The 14,580-nt window shown below is 52.2% G+C and carries 14 protein-coding genes; 12 read left to right on the plus strand and 2 right to left on the minus strand.

All coding sequences use genetic code 11. The features are described from left to right. The first annotated feature begins 70 nt into the window (after nucleotides 1-70). Both amiA and hemF read left to right on the plus strand, forming a co-directional pair. Nucleotides 71-937, plus strand: coding sequence for an N-acetylmuramoyl-L-alanine amidase AmiA (gene amiA / locus K6958_RS14660; RefSeq protein ID WP_434085217.1), 867 nt, complete (start codon nucleotides 71-73; stop codon nucleotides 935-937). A 65-nt stretch (nucleotides 938-1,002) separates the two neighbouring features. After that, a complete protein-coding gene (gene hemF / locus K6958_RS14665) occupies nucleotides 1,003-1,917 on the plus strand; it encodes an oxygen-dependent coproporphyrinogen oxidase (RefSeq protein WP_249891820.1) in 915 nt (304 codons plus the stop codon). A 150-nt stretch (nucleotides 1,918-2,067) separates the two neighbouring features. On the opposite strand, the gene maeB is transcribed toward hemF, so the two are convergent. Next, the gene (gene maeB / locus K6958_RS14670; protein ID WP_249891821.1) at nucleotides 2,068-4,347 is read right to left on the minus strand and encodes an NADP-dependent oxaloacetate-decarboxylating malate dehydrogenase; all 2,280 of its coding nucleotides are present in this window, start codon (nucleotides 4,345-4,347) and stop codon (nucleotides 2,068-2,070) included. Nucleotides 4,348-4,846: 499 nt separating this feature from the next. Here maeB and tal point away from each other — a divergent pair, with 499 nt between their 5' ends. From tal to ampH, 10 genes are all read left to right on the plus strand, one after another. Beyond that, nucleotides 4,847-5,797 (plus strand): transaldolase, encoded by a 951-nt coding sequence (gene tal / locus K6958_RS14675; RefSeq protein WP_249891822.1) that lies wholly within the window; start codon nucleotides 4,847-4,849, stop codon nucleotides 5,795-5,797. Nucleotides 5,798-5,878: 81 nt separating this feature from the next. Then, nucleotides 5,879-7,879 (plus strand): transketolase, encoded by a 2,001-nt coding sequence (tkt, locus tag K6958_RS14680; RefSeq protein WP_249891823.1) that lies wholly within the window; start codon nucleotides 5,879-5,881, stop codon nucleotides 7,877-7,879. A 357-nt stretch (nucleotides 7,880-8,236) separates the two neighbouring features. Continuing rightward, nucleotides 8,237-8,467, plus strand: coding sequence for a DUF3289 family protein (locus K6958_RS14685; protein ID WP_249891824.1), 231 nt, complete (start codon nucleotides 8,237-8,239; stop codon nucleotides 8,465-8,467). 100 nt (nucleotides 8,468-8,567) lie between these two features. Further along, the gene (locus tag K6958_RS14690) at nucleotides 8,568-9,050 is read left to right on the plus strand and encodes an Hcp family type VI secretion system effector (RefSeq protein WP_249891825.1); all 483 of its coding nucleotides are present in this window, start codon (nucleotides 8,568-8,570) and stop codon (nucleotides 9,048-9,050) included. 62 nt (nucleotides 9,051-9,112) lie between these two features. After that, the gene (locus K6958_RS14695; RefSeq protein ID WP_249891826.1) at nucleotides 9,113-9,898 is read left to right on the plus strand and encodes a DUF3289 family protein; all 786 of its coding nucleotides are present in this window, start codon (nucleotides 9,113-9,115) and stop codon (nucleotides 9,896-9,898) included. A gap of 46 nt (nucleotides 9,899-9,944) precedes the next feature. Further along, nucleotides 9,945-10,313: a DUF943 family protein gene (locus tag K6958_RS14700; protein ID WP_249891827.1), complete on the plus strand. Its 369-nt coding sequence runs from the start codon at nucleotides 9,945-9,947 to the stop codon at nucleotides 10,311-10,313. A 17-nt stretch (nucleotides 10,314-10,330) separates the two neighbouring features. Further along, a complete protein-coding gene (locus tag K6958_RS14705; protein WP_434085218.1) occupies nucleotides 10,331-10,606 on the plus strand; it encodes a type VI secretion system tube protein Hcp in 276 nt (91 codons plus the stop codon). Between the two features lie 62 nt (nucleotides 10,607-10,668). Beyond that, nucleotides 10,669-11,448: a DUF3289 family protein gene (locus K6958_RS14710; RefSeq protein ID WP_249891828.1), complete on the plus strand. Its 780-nt coding sequence runs from the start codon at nucleotides 10,669-10,671 to the stop codon at nucleotides 11,446-11,448. Beyond that, entirely contained in the window at nucleotides 11,445-11,855 is a 411-nt protein-coding gene (locus K6958_RS21265; protein ID WP_350355794.1) for a DUF943 family protein, read from the plus strand. The genes K6958_RS14710 and K6958_RS21265 overlap by 4 nt, the downstream gene beginning before the upstream one ends. Nucleotides 11,856-12,255: 400 nt before the next feature. Then, the gene (ampH, locus tag K6958_RS14715) at nucleotides 12,256-13,437 is read left to right on the plus strand and encodes a D-alanyl-D-alanine-carboxypeptidase/endopeptidase AmpH (RefSeq protein WP_434085171.1); all 1,182 of its coding nucleotides are present in this window, start codon (nucleotides 12,256-12,258) and stop codon (nucleotides 13,435-13,437) included. 29 nt (nucleotides 13,438-13,466) lie between these two features. Here the strand turns inward: ampH and K6958_RS14720 are convergent, their stop codons facing one another. Beyond that, nucleotides 13,467-14,528 (minus strand): DUF1176 domain-containing protein, encoded by a 1,062-nt coding sequence (locus tag K6958_RS14720; protein WP_249891830.1) that lies wholly within the window; start codon nucleotides 14,526-14,528, stop codon nucleotides 13,467-13,469. Nucleotides 14,529-14,580 lie beyond the last annotated feature (52 nt).

The raw sequence follows: 14,580 nt of genomic DNA on the forward strand, positions 1-14,580 counted from the left end.
AATGGTAAAAGGCTGAAACAGGTTGTCGGTCGAAGCCCTTCTGCTGTCATGTTATAACGTTATTTTAACGTTGGACGCCGCCATGAAAAAATTCTCTCCATTAACGACCCGACGCCAGCTGCTGCTTTCCGGCGCGGCTTTGGCGCTGCTGCCAGCTACGCGCGCGCTGGCGAAAAGTGAACCGGCCTCGCTGGCGCCGCGTCCACAGGCGAAATCATCACGGCCCGCCGACGGTAAAAAAATCGTTATGCTCGATCCCGGTCATGGCGGTGTTGATTCCGGCGCAGTGGGTAAAGAAGGCAGCGAAGAAAAACATATCGTGCTGGAGATAGCGCATAATGTGCGTCAGCAGCTGGGTCAGCACAGCCATATCGAGGTGCGCCTGACGCGTGAAAGCGATCATTTTATCCCGCTGGCCGAGCGGGTAGAGATTGCGCATCAGCACGGGGCCGATCTGTTTATGTCTATTCACGCCGACGGTTTTACCAGCCCAAGCGCCAACGGCGCATCGGTATTCGCCCTGTCGAACCGTGGCGCCAGCAGCGCAATGGCGCGTTATCTGTCGGAGAAAGAGAACGCGGCGGATAAGGTAGGCGGCGTTAAGGTGCAAAGCGATAATCCTTATTTGCAACAGGTGCTGTTTGATCTGGTGCAGACGGATACCATTAAAAATAGCCTGACGCTGGGCAGCCATATTCTTAAGCAGATCCGTCCGGTTCATCATCTGCACAGTCAGCACACTGAGCAGGCCGCGTTTGCCGTGCTGAAATCCCCGTCGATTCCTTCCGTGCTGGTAGAAACGTCTTTTATTACCAATCCAGAAGAGGAGCGTCTGCTGGGCACCACCGCTTTCCGACAAAAGATTGCCAGCGCCATCGCCGACGGCATCGTGAGCTTTTTTGCCGAATTTGACCGCCACAATCAGCGTCCGGGTTAGGTATAATCCTTACACTGAAGCAAAAGGCCAGATGATGACCTTTTTTATGACATAGTGAAGCGAAGATGAATGCTCCCAATATTGAACAGGTAAAAGCCTTTCTGCTGACATTACAGGATGAGATCTGTCAACAGCTGACGCTGGCAGACGGCGGCGCGCAGTTTCAGGAAGATAGCTGGACGCGCGCGGGCGGCGGCGGCGGCCGTAGCCGCGTGCTGCGCCAGGGCGCGGTGTTTGAGCAAGCGGGAGTGAATTTCTCTCATGTGCATGGCGACAAGATGCCCGCCTCTGCTACCGCGCACCGCCCGGAACTGGCTGGACGCAGCTTTGAAGCGCTGGGCGTTTCGCTGGTGATCCATCCGGAAAACCCCTATATCCCGACCAGTCATGCCAATGTGCGCTTTTTTATAGCGGAAAAACCAGGCGCCGATCCGGTCTGGTGGTTTGGCGGCGGCTTTGATTTAACGCCGTTTTATGGCTTTGAAGAGGATGCCGTTCACTGGCATCAGACCGCCTTCGATCTCTGTCAGCCGTTTGGCGAGGATGTCTACGCACGTTATAAAAAGTGGTGCGATGATTATTTCTACCTGAAGCATCGCAATGAGCAGCGCGGTATCGGCGGGCTGTTTTTCGACGATCTGAATACGCCCGATTTTGAACGCAGTTTCGCCTTTACCCGTGCGGTAGGCCAGGGTTTTCTTGATGGTTATTTGCCTATCGTACAGCGCCGTAAAGGCATACCGTGGGGCGAGCGCGAGCGTCAGTTCCAGCTTTATCGCCGTGGACGCTATGTGGAATTTAATCTGGTATGGGATCGCGGCACGCTGTTTGGCCTGCAGACCGGCGGCCGCACCGAATCGATTCTGATGTCGATGCCACCGTTGGTGCGCTGGGAATATGATTATCAGCCGCAGCCCGGTTCGCCGGAAGCGGCGTTGTATAGCGATTTCCTGCCGGTTAAAGCGTGGCTGCAGGCGTAAACCGGGCAGGCGGGAAGAGACTGCTGGGGGATTACGTTCACTATCCCTGACAGCTCGTCCCGCGCCCTCCATAGCGCGGGACGCTTTGCTGTTCTGCCTGCACTCCCCGCGCTTTAAGCTCTGGCATCGTCTGGGGGCCACGGCATACAGCTAGAGCGGCTGCGTTTGCGCCTCCACTACCGCCAGCGCCACCATATTCACAATGCGCCGTACCGATGAGATGGGCGTCAGGACATGAGCCGGCTTAGCGATACCCATCAACACCGGTCCGACGGTCACCCCTTCCGAGCTGGAAACGCGCAGCAGGTTATAACTGATACGCGCCGCCTCGACGTTCGGCATAATCAGCACGTTGGCCGAGCCTTTTAACGGGCTGTCGGGCATCAGATCCTGACGTATGCTCTCTACCAGCGCCGCATCGCCGTGCATTTCGCCATCAATTTCCAGCTCCGGCGCTCGGGCGTTAACCAGCGCCAGCGTTTCACGCATTTTACGCGCTGCCGGTGCGTCAGAAGCGCCAAAGCTGGAGTGCGACAGCAGCGCCACTTTAGGCTCGATACCAAAGCGCCGCACCGTTTCCGCTGCCATTATCGTCAGCTCCGCCAGCTGCTCTGGCGTAGGGTTTTCATTAACATAGGTGTCGGCAATAAAGGTGTTGCCACTGGGCAACAGTAGCGCGTTCATCGCGCCCGCCACGTTAATGCCCGGCCGGAAACCAAACACCCGCTCGACGATGGTGTAATGCTCATGATAATCGCCGACGGTGCCGCAGATCAGCGCGTCCGCTTCGCCGCGATGCACCATAATCGCCCCGATCAGTGTAGGATTGCCGATTACCGCGCGCTGCGCCTGCTCAGGCGACACGCCGCGCCGCTTCATCATCTGATAATATTCGTTCCAGTAGGCCTTAAAACGCGGATCGGATTCATTGTTGACCACCTCAAAATCTTTACCCGCCTCTATTTTCAACCCAAGCTTTTGCAAACGCATCTCAATAACGTTGGGACGACCAATCAGAATCGGCTTTGCCAGCCCCAGCGAGACTAACTCTTGGGTGGCATGCAGCACGCGCGCCTCTTCGCCTTCCGCCAACACTACCCGCTTAGGCTCTTTACGCGCCTGGGCAAATACCGGCTTCATAAACAGATTAGTTTTATACACAAACTCGGTCAGCTTCTCGCGGTAGGCATCGAAATCGCTGATTGGCCGGGTCGCCACGCCCGACTCCATCGCCGCCTGCGCCACCGCAGGCGCAATTTTTACAATCAGGCGCGGGTCAAACGGTTTAGGGATCAAATATTCAGGGCCGAAAGAGAGCTCCTCATCGCCATAAGCGGAGGCCACGACTTCGCTCTGCTCCGCCAGCGCCAGTTCGGCAATAGCATGCACCGCCGCCAGCTTCATCGCCTCATTAATGGCCGTTGCGCCCACATCCAGCGCACCGCGAAAAATAAATGGGAAACAGAGAACATTGTTCACCTGATTAGGATAGTCGGAGCGGCCAGTGCAGATGATCGCATCCGGGCGTACCGCCTTCGCCAGCGGCGGCAGAATTTCCGGCTCCGGGTTGGCCAGCGCCAGAATTAGCGGATTAGGCGCCATGCCCTGCACCATCTCGGGCGTCAGCACTTTCGGGCCGGAACAGCCAAGGAAAATATCGGCACCGACAATCGCCTCGGCCAGCCGACGCATGCCGTTATCGGCAATAGCGTAGGCCGCTTTGGTTTCCGCCATATTTTCTTCACGCCCCTGCCAGATCACCCCTTTCGAATCGCAAACAATGATATTGCGCCGTTGCAGGCCCAGCTCCACCAGCAAATTCATACAGGCGATGGCGGAGGCCCCGGCACCGGAAACCACCAGCCGCACATCGGAAATGTTTTTCTTCACGATGCGCAAGCCGTTCAGCACCGCAGCGGTGCAAATAATCGCCGTACCGTGCTGATCGTCATGAAACACCGGGATTTTCATACGTTCGCGCAGCGCTTTCTCAATATAGAAACACTCCGGCGCTTTGATATCTTCCAGATTAATGCCACCGAACGTCGGCTCAAGCGCGGCGATAACGTTAATGAGCCGATCGGGATCTTGCTCATCGACTTCAAGATCGAAAACGTCGATGCCGGCGAACTTCTTAAACAGCACGCCCTTGCCTTCCATCACTGGCTTACCCGCCAACGCACCGATATTACCCAGCCCAAGTACCGCCGTGCCGTTGGAGATCACGGCAACCAGGTTGCCGCGTGCGGTATATTTATGCGCGGCCAGCGGATCTTCAGCGATCTCCAGACAGGGCGCGGCCACGCCCGGTGAATAGGCCAGCGCCAGATCGCGCTGCGTTGCCAACGGTTTGGTAGGAGAAACCTGTATTTTCCCTGGCTGCGGATACTGGTGAAAATCGAGCGCGCTCTGCTTGAGTTGATCGTCCATCGTCGCTTCCTTCGGTTAATAATGCGTAATAAAACATCAGCTGAGCAGTATAGGAGCGCGCCGCGGCGGAAAAACTTGAGATAGTCCAAAGAATTGCCATCTCTGCCCGCTACTGGACCGGAAAGAGACGTCCAGCTACGTTATTTTTTACTTCTGCTATGCTTTTTAGTGGCCTGCACGCTGTTTCAGCCTGGGCAATAACGTATTGCCTGACGCTGGCGCAACAGGCACGGGTTATCAAGTCCATACTTTATCGCCGTGGCATCCTGTCGGTGGCGATAAAGTATCGGCAGGGTTTTAAGCACCGCCAGGCCGCATCACGACTGGCGCGGCTCTCGCTATTGAATGGGCCCATTGCAACAATCAGAGAAAACGCATTTCCACGGGAGAGCGGCTGGTGCAATGTGGTTCGTCTGAAATAAAGGACCGGGTTTAACAGGCAACGCCTGCAAGCCACGTTTACATTTGCACTACCCTTCGGTTATCAAGGAGCTAAGAGATGAATCAGCTAGATGCACTGAAACAATTCACTACCGTTGTGGCAGACAGCGGCGATATTGAATCCATTCGTAACTATCATCCTGAAGACGCCACTACCAACCCGTCTCTGATCCTGAAAGCCGCCGGCCTCGAATCCTATAAGCACCTGATTGACGACGCGATTGAATATGCGAAAAAGCAGGGCGGCAGCAAAGAAACGCAGATTATCAACGCCAGCGATAAAGTCGCTGTGAACCTCGGCATGGAAATCCTGAAAAGCGTGCCGGGCCGTGTTTCGACCGAAGTGGATGCGCGCCTCTCCTTCGATCGTGGCATGTGCGTCACTAAAGCGGAAAAACTGGTAAGAATGTACGAAGACCACGGCATCGACCGTTCGCGCATTCTGATTAAACTGGCCTCCACCTGGGAAGGCATCCGCGCGGCAGAAGAGCTGGAGAAAAACGGCATCAACTGTAACCTGACGCTGCTGTTCTCTTTTGCTCAGGCGCGCGCCTGTGCCGAAGCGGGCGTTTTCCTGATTTCACCGTTTGTAGGCCGTATCTATGACTGGTACAACAGCCGTCAGCCAATGGACCCGTACAATGTGGATGAAGATCCGGGCGTGAAATCAGTGCGTGCGATTTACGATTACTATAAATCTCACCGTTATAAAACCATCATCATGGGCGCAAGCTTCCGTAAAACCGAGCAGATCCTGGCGCTGGCAGGCTGCGATCGCCTGACTATCTCCCCGAACCTGCTGCAGGAACTGCAGTCCAGCGATGCGCCGGTAGAACGCAAGCTGACGCCGTCCACTCAGGGCTTCCATGAGCCGGCCCCGCTTTCTGAATCAGAGTTCCGTTGGGAGCATAACCAGGATCCGATGGCGGTAGAGAAACTCTCTGAAGGTATCCGTCAGTTTGCCGCTGACCAGATCAAGCTGGAAGAGACGCTGGCAGCACGGCTGTAACAGCCGCATTAATGATTGATTCAGGGGCGAATTTTCGCCCCGTTTTCATCCCCCTCTACATTTCCTTTAAGGGAGAAAAACATGTCCTCACGTAGAGAACTGGCGAATGCGATTCGTGCGCTAAGCATGGACGCGGTACAAAAAGCAAAATCAGGCCATCCGGGTGCGCCGATGGGCATGGCGGATATCGCCGAGGTGCTGTGGCGCGACTTCCTGAAACATAATCCGACCAACCCCGCCTGGGCTGACCGCGACCGTTTTATTCTCTCTAACGGCCACGGTTCCATGCTGCTGTATAGCTTGCTGCATCTGAGCGGCTACGATCTGCCGATTGAGGAATTGAAAAACTTCCGCCAACTGCACTCGAAAACGCCGGGCCACCCGGAAATTGGTTATACGCCAGGCGTGGAAACCACCACCGGGCCGCTGGGTCAGGGTCTGGCTAACGCCGTTGGTCTGGCGATCGCTGAACACACGCTGGCGGCGCAGTTTAATCGCCCTCAGCATGAGATTGTTGATCATTTTACCTACGTCTTCATGGGCGATGGCTGCCTGATGGAAGGCATTTCGCACGAAGTGTGCTCGCTGGCCGGTACGCTGGGGCTTGGCAAGCTGATCGGCTTCTATGACCACAACGGTATTTCTATCGATGGCGAAACCGAAGGCTGGTTTACCGATGATACAGCGAAGCGTTTTGAAGCCTATAACTGGCATGTCGTCGGCGATATCGACGGTCACGATCCAGAAGCGGTTGCGGCGGCGATTAAAGAAGCGCAAAGCGTGACCGATAAGCCATCGCTGATTATTTGCCGTACCATTATCGGCTTCGGTTCGCCGAACAAAGCGGGTAAAGAAGATGCGCACGGCGCGCCGCTGGGTGACGAAGAGATCGCGCTAACGCGTAAAGAGCTGGGCTGGAACCATGCGCCGTTTGAAATTCCGCAGGATATTTATCAGCAGTGGGATGCCAAACAACGCGGCGAGCAGCAGGAAAAAGCCTGGAACGAGAAATTCGCGGCATATAAAGCGGCCTTCCCGGAGCTGGCGGCGGAATATACGCGTCGTATGACCGGCGGCATGCCGGAAAACTGGCAGCAGGAAACGCAGAAATTCATTGAGCAGCTTCAGGCTAACGCCAATAAAATTGCCAGCCGTAAAGCATCGCAAAACGCGCTGGAAGCTTACGGTAAACTGCTGCCGGAATTCCTTGGCGGCTCAGCGGACCTGGCGCCCAGCAATCTGACGATCTGGTCAGGCTCGAAATCGATCAAAGACGATCCGGCCGGTAACTATATTCACTATGGCGTACGTGAGTTCGGTATGACGGCGATTGCCAACGGTATCGCGCATCATGGCGGCTTTGTGCCTTATACCGCCACCTTCCTGATGTTTGTGGAATATGCACGTAACGCGGCCCGTATGGCGGCGCTGATGAAGGCGCGACAGATTATGGTTTATACCCATGATTCTATCGGCCTGGGCGAAGACGGCCCCACCCACCAGCCGGTTGAACAGCTGGCCAGCCTGCGCCTGACGCCGAATATGAGCACCTGGCGCCCTTGCGATCAGGTAGAAACCGCCGTGGCGTGGAAACATGCGATTGAGCGTCATAACGGTCCTACCGCGCTGATTCTGTCGCGTCAGAACCTGATGCAGCCGGAGCGTACGCCGCAGCAACTGGCGGACATTTCCCGTGGCGGCTATATCCTGCGTGACAGCGAAGGCACACCGGAAGTCATTCTGATCGCGACCGGCTCCGAAGTGGAAATTACGCTGGGCGCTGCAGAAAAACTAACGCGTGCCGGTCATAAAGTGCGTGTGGTTTCTATGCCGTCAACCGACATGTTTGATAAGCAGGATGTGGCTTATCGTGAATCGGTTCTGCCTTCCACCGTTACCGCTCGTGTGGCGGTAGAAGCGGGCATTGCGGATTACTGGTACAAGTATGTCGGCCTGAACGGCGCCATTGTTGGCATGACCACTTTCGGTGAATCCGCGCCGGCAGATAAACTGTTCGCCGAGTTTGGCTTTACCGTGGAAAATATCGTTAGCCATGCCGAAGCACTGTTAAAACCGCATTGATGCATTAATGTTTAAATCGCATTAACTGGTTAATAAATAAAAAGCACGCTATCAGGCGTGCTTTTTTATGGGCTGAATGTCTCTTCCCATACACATACAGAGAAACTTTCTTTTTAATCTCGCAAAGCGAGATATTTCACCGCCCTCTTTGAGGCCGCAATAAAATAAATCAGCCGACATAATAAAAGAAGCATTTAATTATAACCAGTTACTTACCTCACTATTAATATCACCATCCAATCCCCGTCTGATTAAAATAAACCAGCCTGCTTCACAATTTTATTTATTTTATCTTCTTTCAGTTTTCTAACTGCACTAACCTGAACGCTAAGGGTAGTCATTAAAAGGAACTTAACGATGGCCGAAAATATCTTATCGCCAGCGATAATCCTGCCGCATCTGCTTTTAGCCACGCAGCATTCTATAGATGATTACGGTGCGCCCAATATGCTGTATGGCGACCTCTCCGCTGAGGTGCTGCGCCAGCAATATCATCTGCGCGATATTTCGGCGCGCGTTGATCCTTTTACCCACCCCAGCCGGGAAGAAAATATGGCGCTCCAATGGTCATACCGAATACGTCACTAAAAACATTTTTCAGCGTTTTCTTCAGCATTTTTAACGAGCATAAAATAGAGAACTGCCGGATGCAGTTCACCGTGGTTAATCAACGTAACAGGAGTTAAGGATGAGCATCGATCTTTTTTTGAAAATCGACGGTATAGAGGGAGAAGCAAAGGATGCCAACCATAAAGGATGGATTACGCTCTCTGGTTTTAACTGGGGGGCCAGTCAGCCCGGCAATATGCAAACGGGCGGAGGGGGCGGCGCAGGCAAGGTGACCTGGCGCGATCTGACGGCGAATGCGCTGATTGATCGGGCGACGCCGGCGATTATGCGCTGCCTTTCCGGCGGTAGGCATCTTAATAAAGTCGAGCTTGCTGCCTGTAAGGCGGGCGATCCACAGATTGAATATATGCGCATTACCCTGGAGGAGGTGCTGTTAACCGGCATGACTTACAACGGCACCGGCGCCAGTGAACGGGTTAACATGACCTATAACTTTCAGGCGGCCAGAGTGCGTCAGCAATACTGGGAACAAACGGAAAAAGGCGGCAGAGGCGCTGAGATAGCGGCTGGCTGGAATATTAAAGAAAACAAAGAAATGTAAGCTGTCTGCCGTCGCTTTCCTGCGGCGGCTTTTTCAATAAGGTTGCTAAACGGAGCTTAGCCATGACAGAAACATTAATATCGCCCACGTTAAAACTGCCCTGCCTGCTTTTCGCCACGCAGCATGCCATGGATGATTACGGTGCGCCCGATATGCTGTATGGCGACCTCTCCTCTGAGGTGCTGCGCCAGCAATATCACCTGCGCGATATTTCGGCGCGCGTTGATCCTTTTACCCACCCCAGCCGGGAAGAGAGTGCACGCATACTGTTTGATGAGTTTCGCGATCTGTCAGATATGTTTTCATTTTATGACGACTATAAAAGCCTGGCGAGAATGATGATTACGCATATGCAGTATGGCAACGGCGCCGTTTTCAGCCATCCGCTGCTGGATCAGGCAATGGCAGAACATAGTTCTATGAAAAGTTCTCTTAATGCTATTTTAGTAGCCATTCAAACCTATATTGATTGGGAAGAAAATTTCTTACCCACGTCTGCCATTAAGGATATAACAGATTCAATAGAAGAAACCTCTTTACCCAGATTCAACAATTTTACAGATAGGTTTAACGGTTTAGGTATCACGGTACATGGCACTTGGGCTACCCATATTAGCCTGGAAAGCTTGCTGATCAAGAAGGGGGTCTTTACCGCAGTTATAAAATATCATATTCAGGATCACTTTGGGCTGGACGCTGCAGATATAAATAATAACTTTTATCGCCAGTTTCGTATCTTCAGGATCTGGTTTTATCTTCAACACATAAAAGATAACGCTTTTAAACCATTCATTAGCGACATAACCTTAACAAAAAAGATCAGTGTGGGCCGCTATGATAAGATATAATCTCTTAATTTTTATAGTAATATCTCTGCTATTTACAGCATATCGAGTGCTACTGCCTGTGGAGGTTGTCGGTATTCATAAACCTGGGGAAACATCAACCATCGTTATTGTAAAACACTTCCCTATAACAAGAGCAGGAAAAATATCATGGTGGAAAAAAAACCGTAGTAAACTTGGCAAACAATTCCCATTTATTTTATCAGCAAAAAATCACAGGGTTGTATTCTTCGAAACTGAATATAAAAAAGATTCCGGCACCGATCAGGACAGTGATTTGCTTTGCTTTAAGGATATACCAGGTGAAGTTAACTGCGTATCCAAACAAAACCGCCCGCTATTAGTCAGGCACTACCCCGATGGCCATACCGAATATATCACGGAAAACATGTTTCAGCGTTTTCTTCGACATTTTTAACGAGGTAAATAAAAGAACTGCCGGACGCAGTTCACGGCAGGCATCTTAATAAAGTCGAGCTTGCTGCCTGTAAGGCGGGCGATCCACAGATTGAATATATGCGCATTACCCTGGAGGAGGTGCTGTTAACCGGCATGACTTACAACGGCACCGGCGCCAGTGAACGGGTTAACATGACCTATAACTTTCAGGCGGCCAGAGTGCGTCAGCAATACTGGGAGCAAACGGAAAAAGGCGGCAGAGGCGCTGAGATAGCGGCTGGCTGGGATATTAAAGAAAACAAAGAAATGTAAGCTGTCTGCCGCCGCTTTCCTGCGGCGGCTTTTTCAATAAGGTTGCTAAACGGAGCTTAGCCATGACAGAAACATTAATATCGCCCACGTTAAAACTGCCCTGCCTGCTTTTCGCCACGCAGCATGCCATGGATGATTACGGTGCGCCCGATATGCTGTATGGCGACCTCTCCTCTGAGGTGCTGCGCCAGCAATATCATCTGCGCGATATTTCGGCGCGCATTGATCCTTTTACCCACCCCAGCCGGGAAGAGAGCGCACGCATACTGTTTGATGAGTTTCGCGATCTGTCAGATATGTTTTCATTTTATGGCGACTATAAAAGCCTGGCGAGAATGATGATTACGCATATGCAGTATGGCAACGGCGCCGTTTTCAGCCATCCGCTGCTGGATCAGGCAATGGCAGAACATAGTTCTATGAAAAAAACTGTTGAATTAATAGCTGCCATATTATCTCAATATAGTGTGGCTTCGAAAAACGGTACAGTTAATATATCTTTTGATGGGATAATAAAGGATATTAATGAAATAAGACTTCCGAAATTCGATAAATTTCCGGATAACTTCAATAGCTTAGGTATTACCATACATGATATATGGTCTACTCAAATTTATCTTGATTCGTTTGAAGTCAAGGATCATAATTTCAAAGTCATTATACGGTTTAAGTTCCAGGATCATTTTGGCTTAGATACTACAGATATTAGCAATAATTTTTACCGCAACTTTCGTATATTTCGCATTTGGTTTATTTTGCAAAGATGGAAGGGATATGGCTTCCGTCCGTTTATTTCGGAAATAAATACCACCTTAGAAATAAAAGGATCATTAAAAAAATGAAAAGGTTAATAATTATATTTTTGACAATAATCTCCGTGGTTGTTAGCTACCGTTTTTGTTTTCCACCCAAGATCATTGGCATACATCACACGTCAAAACATATAATAGTAATGGTTGTTGAATATTTCCCCTGGACAACTAAGGGAAAAATCAGGTGGTGGGAGAAGCATCGCGAAAACATTTTCAATAAATTAGACTTCAATGAAAACATTTACTCAATATATATCTACAACACCCATTACAAAAAAGACTTTGGTACCGATCAGGACAGCGATCTGCGCTGCTTTGAGGAAATGGATACAGAAGCCAATTGTATTTCTAAAGAGAACCGACCACTAATAATCAGACAATATAATGACGGCCATACCGAATACAAAACGGAAAGTATTTTCCGCCGTTTTTATTAACGGCTCAGATAAAACAGCGATACGACTATGTCATGTGTGATGCGTTTCGTACCGATGCTGTCGGGATCCTCTGGTGGTAAAGAGGCTCTGGTCGTCCACAATCCCGTGGGTATCGCCATGCAACTGACACCTCGCTAACAGACAAAAAATTCTTATGTTCCCCCTTTCCGTTATTAGTAAAACGATTACTATACCCATCATGTTGCAGGTGCGTTGGCATTACCCGGCCCTTTGAGCCTCGCTCTAAAGGGCCGCCGCAAGCGGCGTTCAAATCACCTTAGCCGATTTGTCCGCGCGTCCCGCGTCGCTTACTGCTGTAAGCTCCCGGGATTTACCCTATCGCCGCCTTGCTGCAACTCAAATTATTTGGGGTAATATCATTTACCTTTCGCTAAACCTGATGGATTCGTCCCCGTTGAAAACTCGTTTTTATCTGCTGGCTGCTCTTTTTGCCACGCTGCCGCTGCGCAGCCAGGCGCAATCTTCGCCCGATCCGCTTCTGGCTTCACAAATTGTCGATCGTTATGCTGAACATATTTTCTATGGCAGCGCCGCTACCGGTATGGCGCTGGTCGCTATTGATGGCAATCAGCGGGTTTTCGCCAGCTTTGGCGAAACCCGTCCCGGCAATGAGACGCGCCCGCAAAAAGACTCATTGATCCGTATAGCTTCGCTGAGCAAACTGATGACCAGCGAAGTGATGCTTAAAATGGCGGAACGGGGACAGGTAAAGCTGGACGATCCGCTGGCTAACTATGCGCCGCCCGGCTCACGCGTACCCAGCTATGCCGGACAACCGATGCGCCTAATCCATCTGGCCACGCACACCAGCGGTCTGCCGCGTGAGCAGCCCGGCGGTAAAGCGGGACGGCCGGTTTTTGTCTGGCCAACCAAAGCCGATCGCTGGAGTTGGCTGCAACAGGCACAGCTGAATACGCCGCCTGGCGTACGCGCCGCCTATTCAAATATCGCCTATGACTTACTGGCAGATGCCCTTGCGCGTGCAGCAGGCACGCCTTATCCGGTGCTGCTTCGCCAGTTGATTACCCGTCCGCTGGGCATGAAAGATACCACCTTCACTCCTTCCCCCGAACAGTGCAAACGTCTGATGGTGCCGGAGCGCGGCGCCAGTCCCTGTATTAACACCCTTGCCGCCATCGGCAGCGGCGGCGTGTACTCCACGCCGGAAGATATGGGCCGATGGATGCAACAGTTTTTGAATTCCGATATCCATACGCGCACGCCGCAAACTGACCGCCTGCAAACGTTGATATATCAGCGCAGCCAGTTAACGAAAGTGGAAGGTATGGATGTGCCTGGCAAAGCGCAAGCGCTGGGTATGGGCTGGGTTTATATGGCGCCGGAGAACGGCCATCCGGGCATTATGCAAAAGACCGGCGGCGGCGGCGGATTTATTACCTATATGGCGATGATTCCGCAGTATAACGTTGGCGTATTTGTGGTAGTCACCCGCACCAGTCTGACGCGTTTTCGCGCCATGAGTGATGGGGTCAATGATCTACTGACCGAACTGGTTGGCAACCAAAAAGGCTCGCCGATACGGGTGCAGGAAATTCGCTAAGGCCGCGCGGCGGATTAACTATTCGCCGCTCAGGGCTGCGGCGGGCGCTGGCTTACCCATAGAGTGGGCCATTCGTCGCTGCCATGCCAGGCGTCACAGGTGCTCTCTTCAGCATATTCGGCCAGCGCAAACTCCTGACCGTTAAACTGCCAGCGGGTGGCAATCCCACAATCGCCCAGGCCACGTCCCTTAGCATAGGTAAAAAGCTGCGCATTAGCCGCATCATATTCCGCATTGATGATTTCCAGCTGCCTGTCGTTGCGCCCTGGCGGGGAAAAAGGCAACGATAGCGTCAGGCGACGCGATTGCCAGGGCTGGCTGCGGGTAACCTCAAAGGCTAAATCAATCATGTTGTAAGCGCCCATCTCACAGCTGACCAGCAGCAGGGCCTTGCTGTCGGTTAATGGCGCCACGCTGACTTCACGTCGCATCGGATCCAGCGAACACTCATCGGCATTCACGCGCCAGGTGCCGTAATCGATCAGACCAGTGGTCTCCTCCCGGGTTAACGGTGCCGCAGGGCGGCCAGGAAGACGCATTAACGGCGCGGCCGGTTCCGGCGGCACATCCCATACGCTACGGCTGCCGCGCTTAACCCAGGCGCTCAGACTACCGACACGCCCCTGAATATCATCCATCAGCAACAGCGCCGCCTTCAGCCCGTGCAATGAAATGGTAGACTGGGGCCGCCATGTTACCTGGATATTATCGGCATCCATGATTTGTGTCAGGAACTCATCAATGGCGATGGGATGCGCGGTAGCCAGATGGTGCGGCTCTACCGTCCAGTGCTTGAAATCAGGCTTTAGACGCTGCTGATCAAGTAGCAGGTTATCCTGTAATGTCGCACCCTTCAGGTCGCCGGTATAGCGATTGCCATAGTCAATACGCAACAAAGGACGATCGTTAACGCCGGCATAGCGGGAAAGGCTCATCACTAAACCATTTTCGCCTGGAATATTCCGCGCCACACAATAATTAAGGTTATTACAGGTAATCTGCCAGTCGGTAAATATTTTCTGTAACGGAGCCGCCTGCACGCTGGCAATGAAAAGAAAAGGCAACAACAGCGATTTCATCCAGTAAGGCATTTAATAACCCAATCCCTAAATTAGTTCATTGATGATAGCGCAACGACAGCGG

It is taken from the genome of Mixta hanseatica, assembly GCF_023517775.1.
Classification (GTDB): Bacteria; Pseudomonadota; Gammaproteobacteria; order Enterobacterales; family Enterobacteriaceae; genus Mixta; species Mixta hanseatica.

Coding starts and splice junctions, on each gene's coding strand:
- hemF (WP_249891820.1), top strand. CDS start 1,003: ATGAATGCTCCCAATATTGAACAGGTAAAAGCCTTTCTGCTGACATTA.
- maeB (WP_249891821.1), bottom strand. CDS start 4,347: ATGGACGATCAACTCAAGCAGAGCGCGCTCGATTTTCACCAGTATCCG.
- tal (WP_249891822.1), top strand. CDS start 4,847: ATGAATCAGCTAGATGCACTGAAACAATTCACTACCGTTGTGGCAGAC.
- tkt (WP_249891823.1), top strand. CDS start 5,879: ATGTCCTCACGTAGAGAACTGGCGAATGCGATTCGTGCGCTAAGCATG.
- K6958_RS14685 (WP_249891824.1), top strand. CDS start 8,237: ATGGCCGAAAATATCTTATCGCCAGCGATAATCCTGCCGCATCTGCTT.
- K6958_RS14690 (WP_249891825.1), top strand. CDS start 8,568: ATGAGCATCGATCTTTTTTTGAAAATCGACGGTATAGAGGGAGAAGCA.
- K6958_RS14695 (WP_249891826.1), top strand. CDS start 9,113: ATGACAGAAACATTAATATCGCCCACGTTAAAACTGCCCTGCCTGCTT.
- K6958_RS14710 (WP_249891828.1), top strand. CDS start 10,669: ATGACAGAAACATTAATATCGCCCACGTTAAAACTGCCCTGCCTGCTT.
- K6958_RS21265 (WP_350355794.1), top strand. CDS start 11,445: ATGAAAAGGTTAATAATTATATTTTTGACAATAATCTCCGTGGTTGTT.
- ampH (WP_434085171.1), top strand. CDS start 12,256: ATGGATTCGTCCCCGTTGAAAACTCGTTTTTATCTGCTGGCTGCTCTT.
- K6958_RS14720 (WP_249891830.1), bottom strand. CDS start 14,528: ATGCCTTACTGGATGAAATCGCTGTTGTTGCCTTTTCTTTTCATTGCC.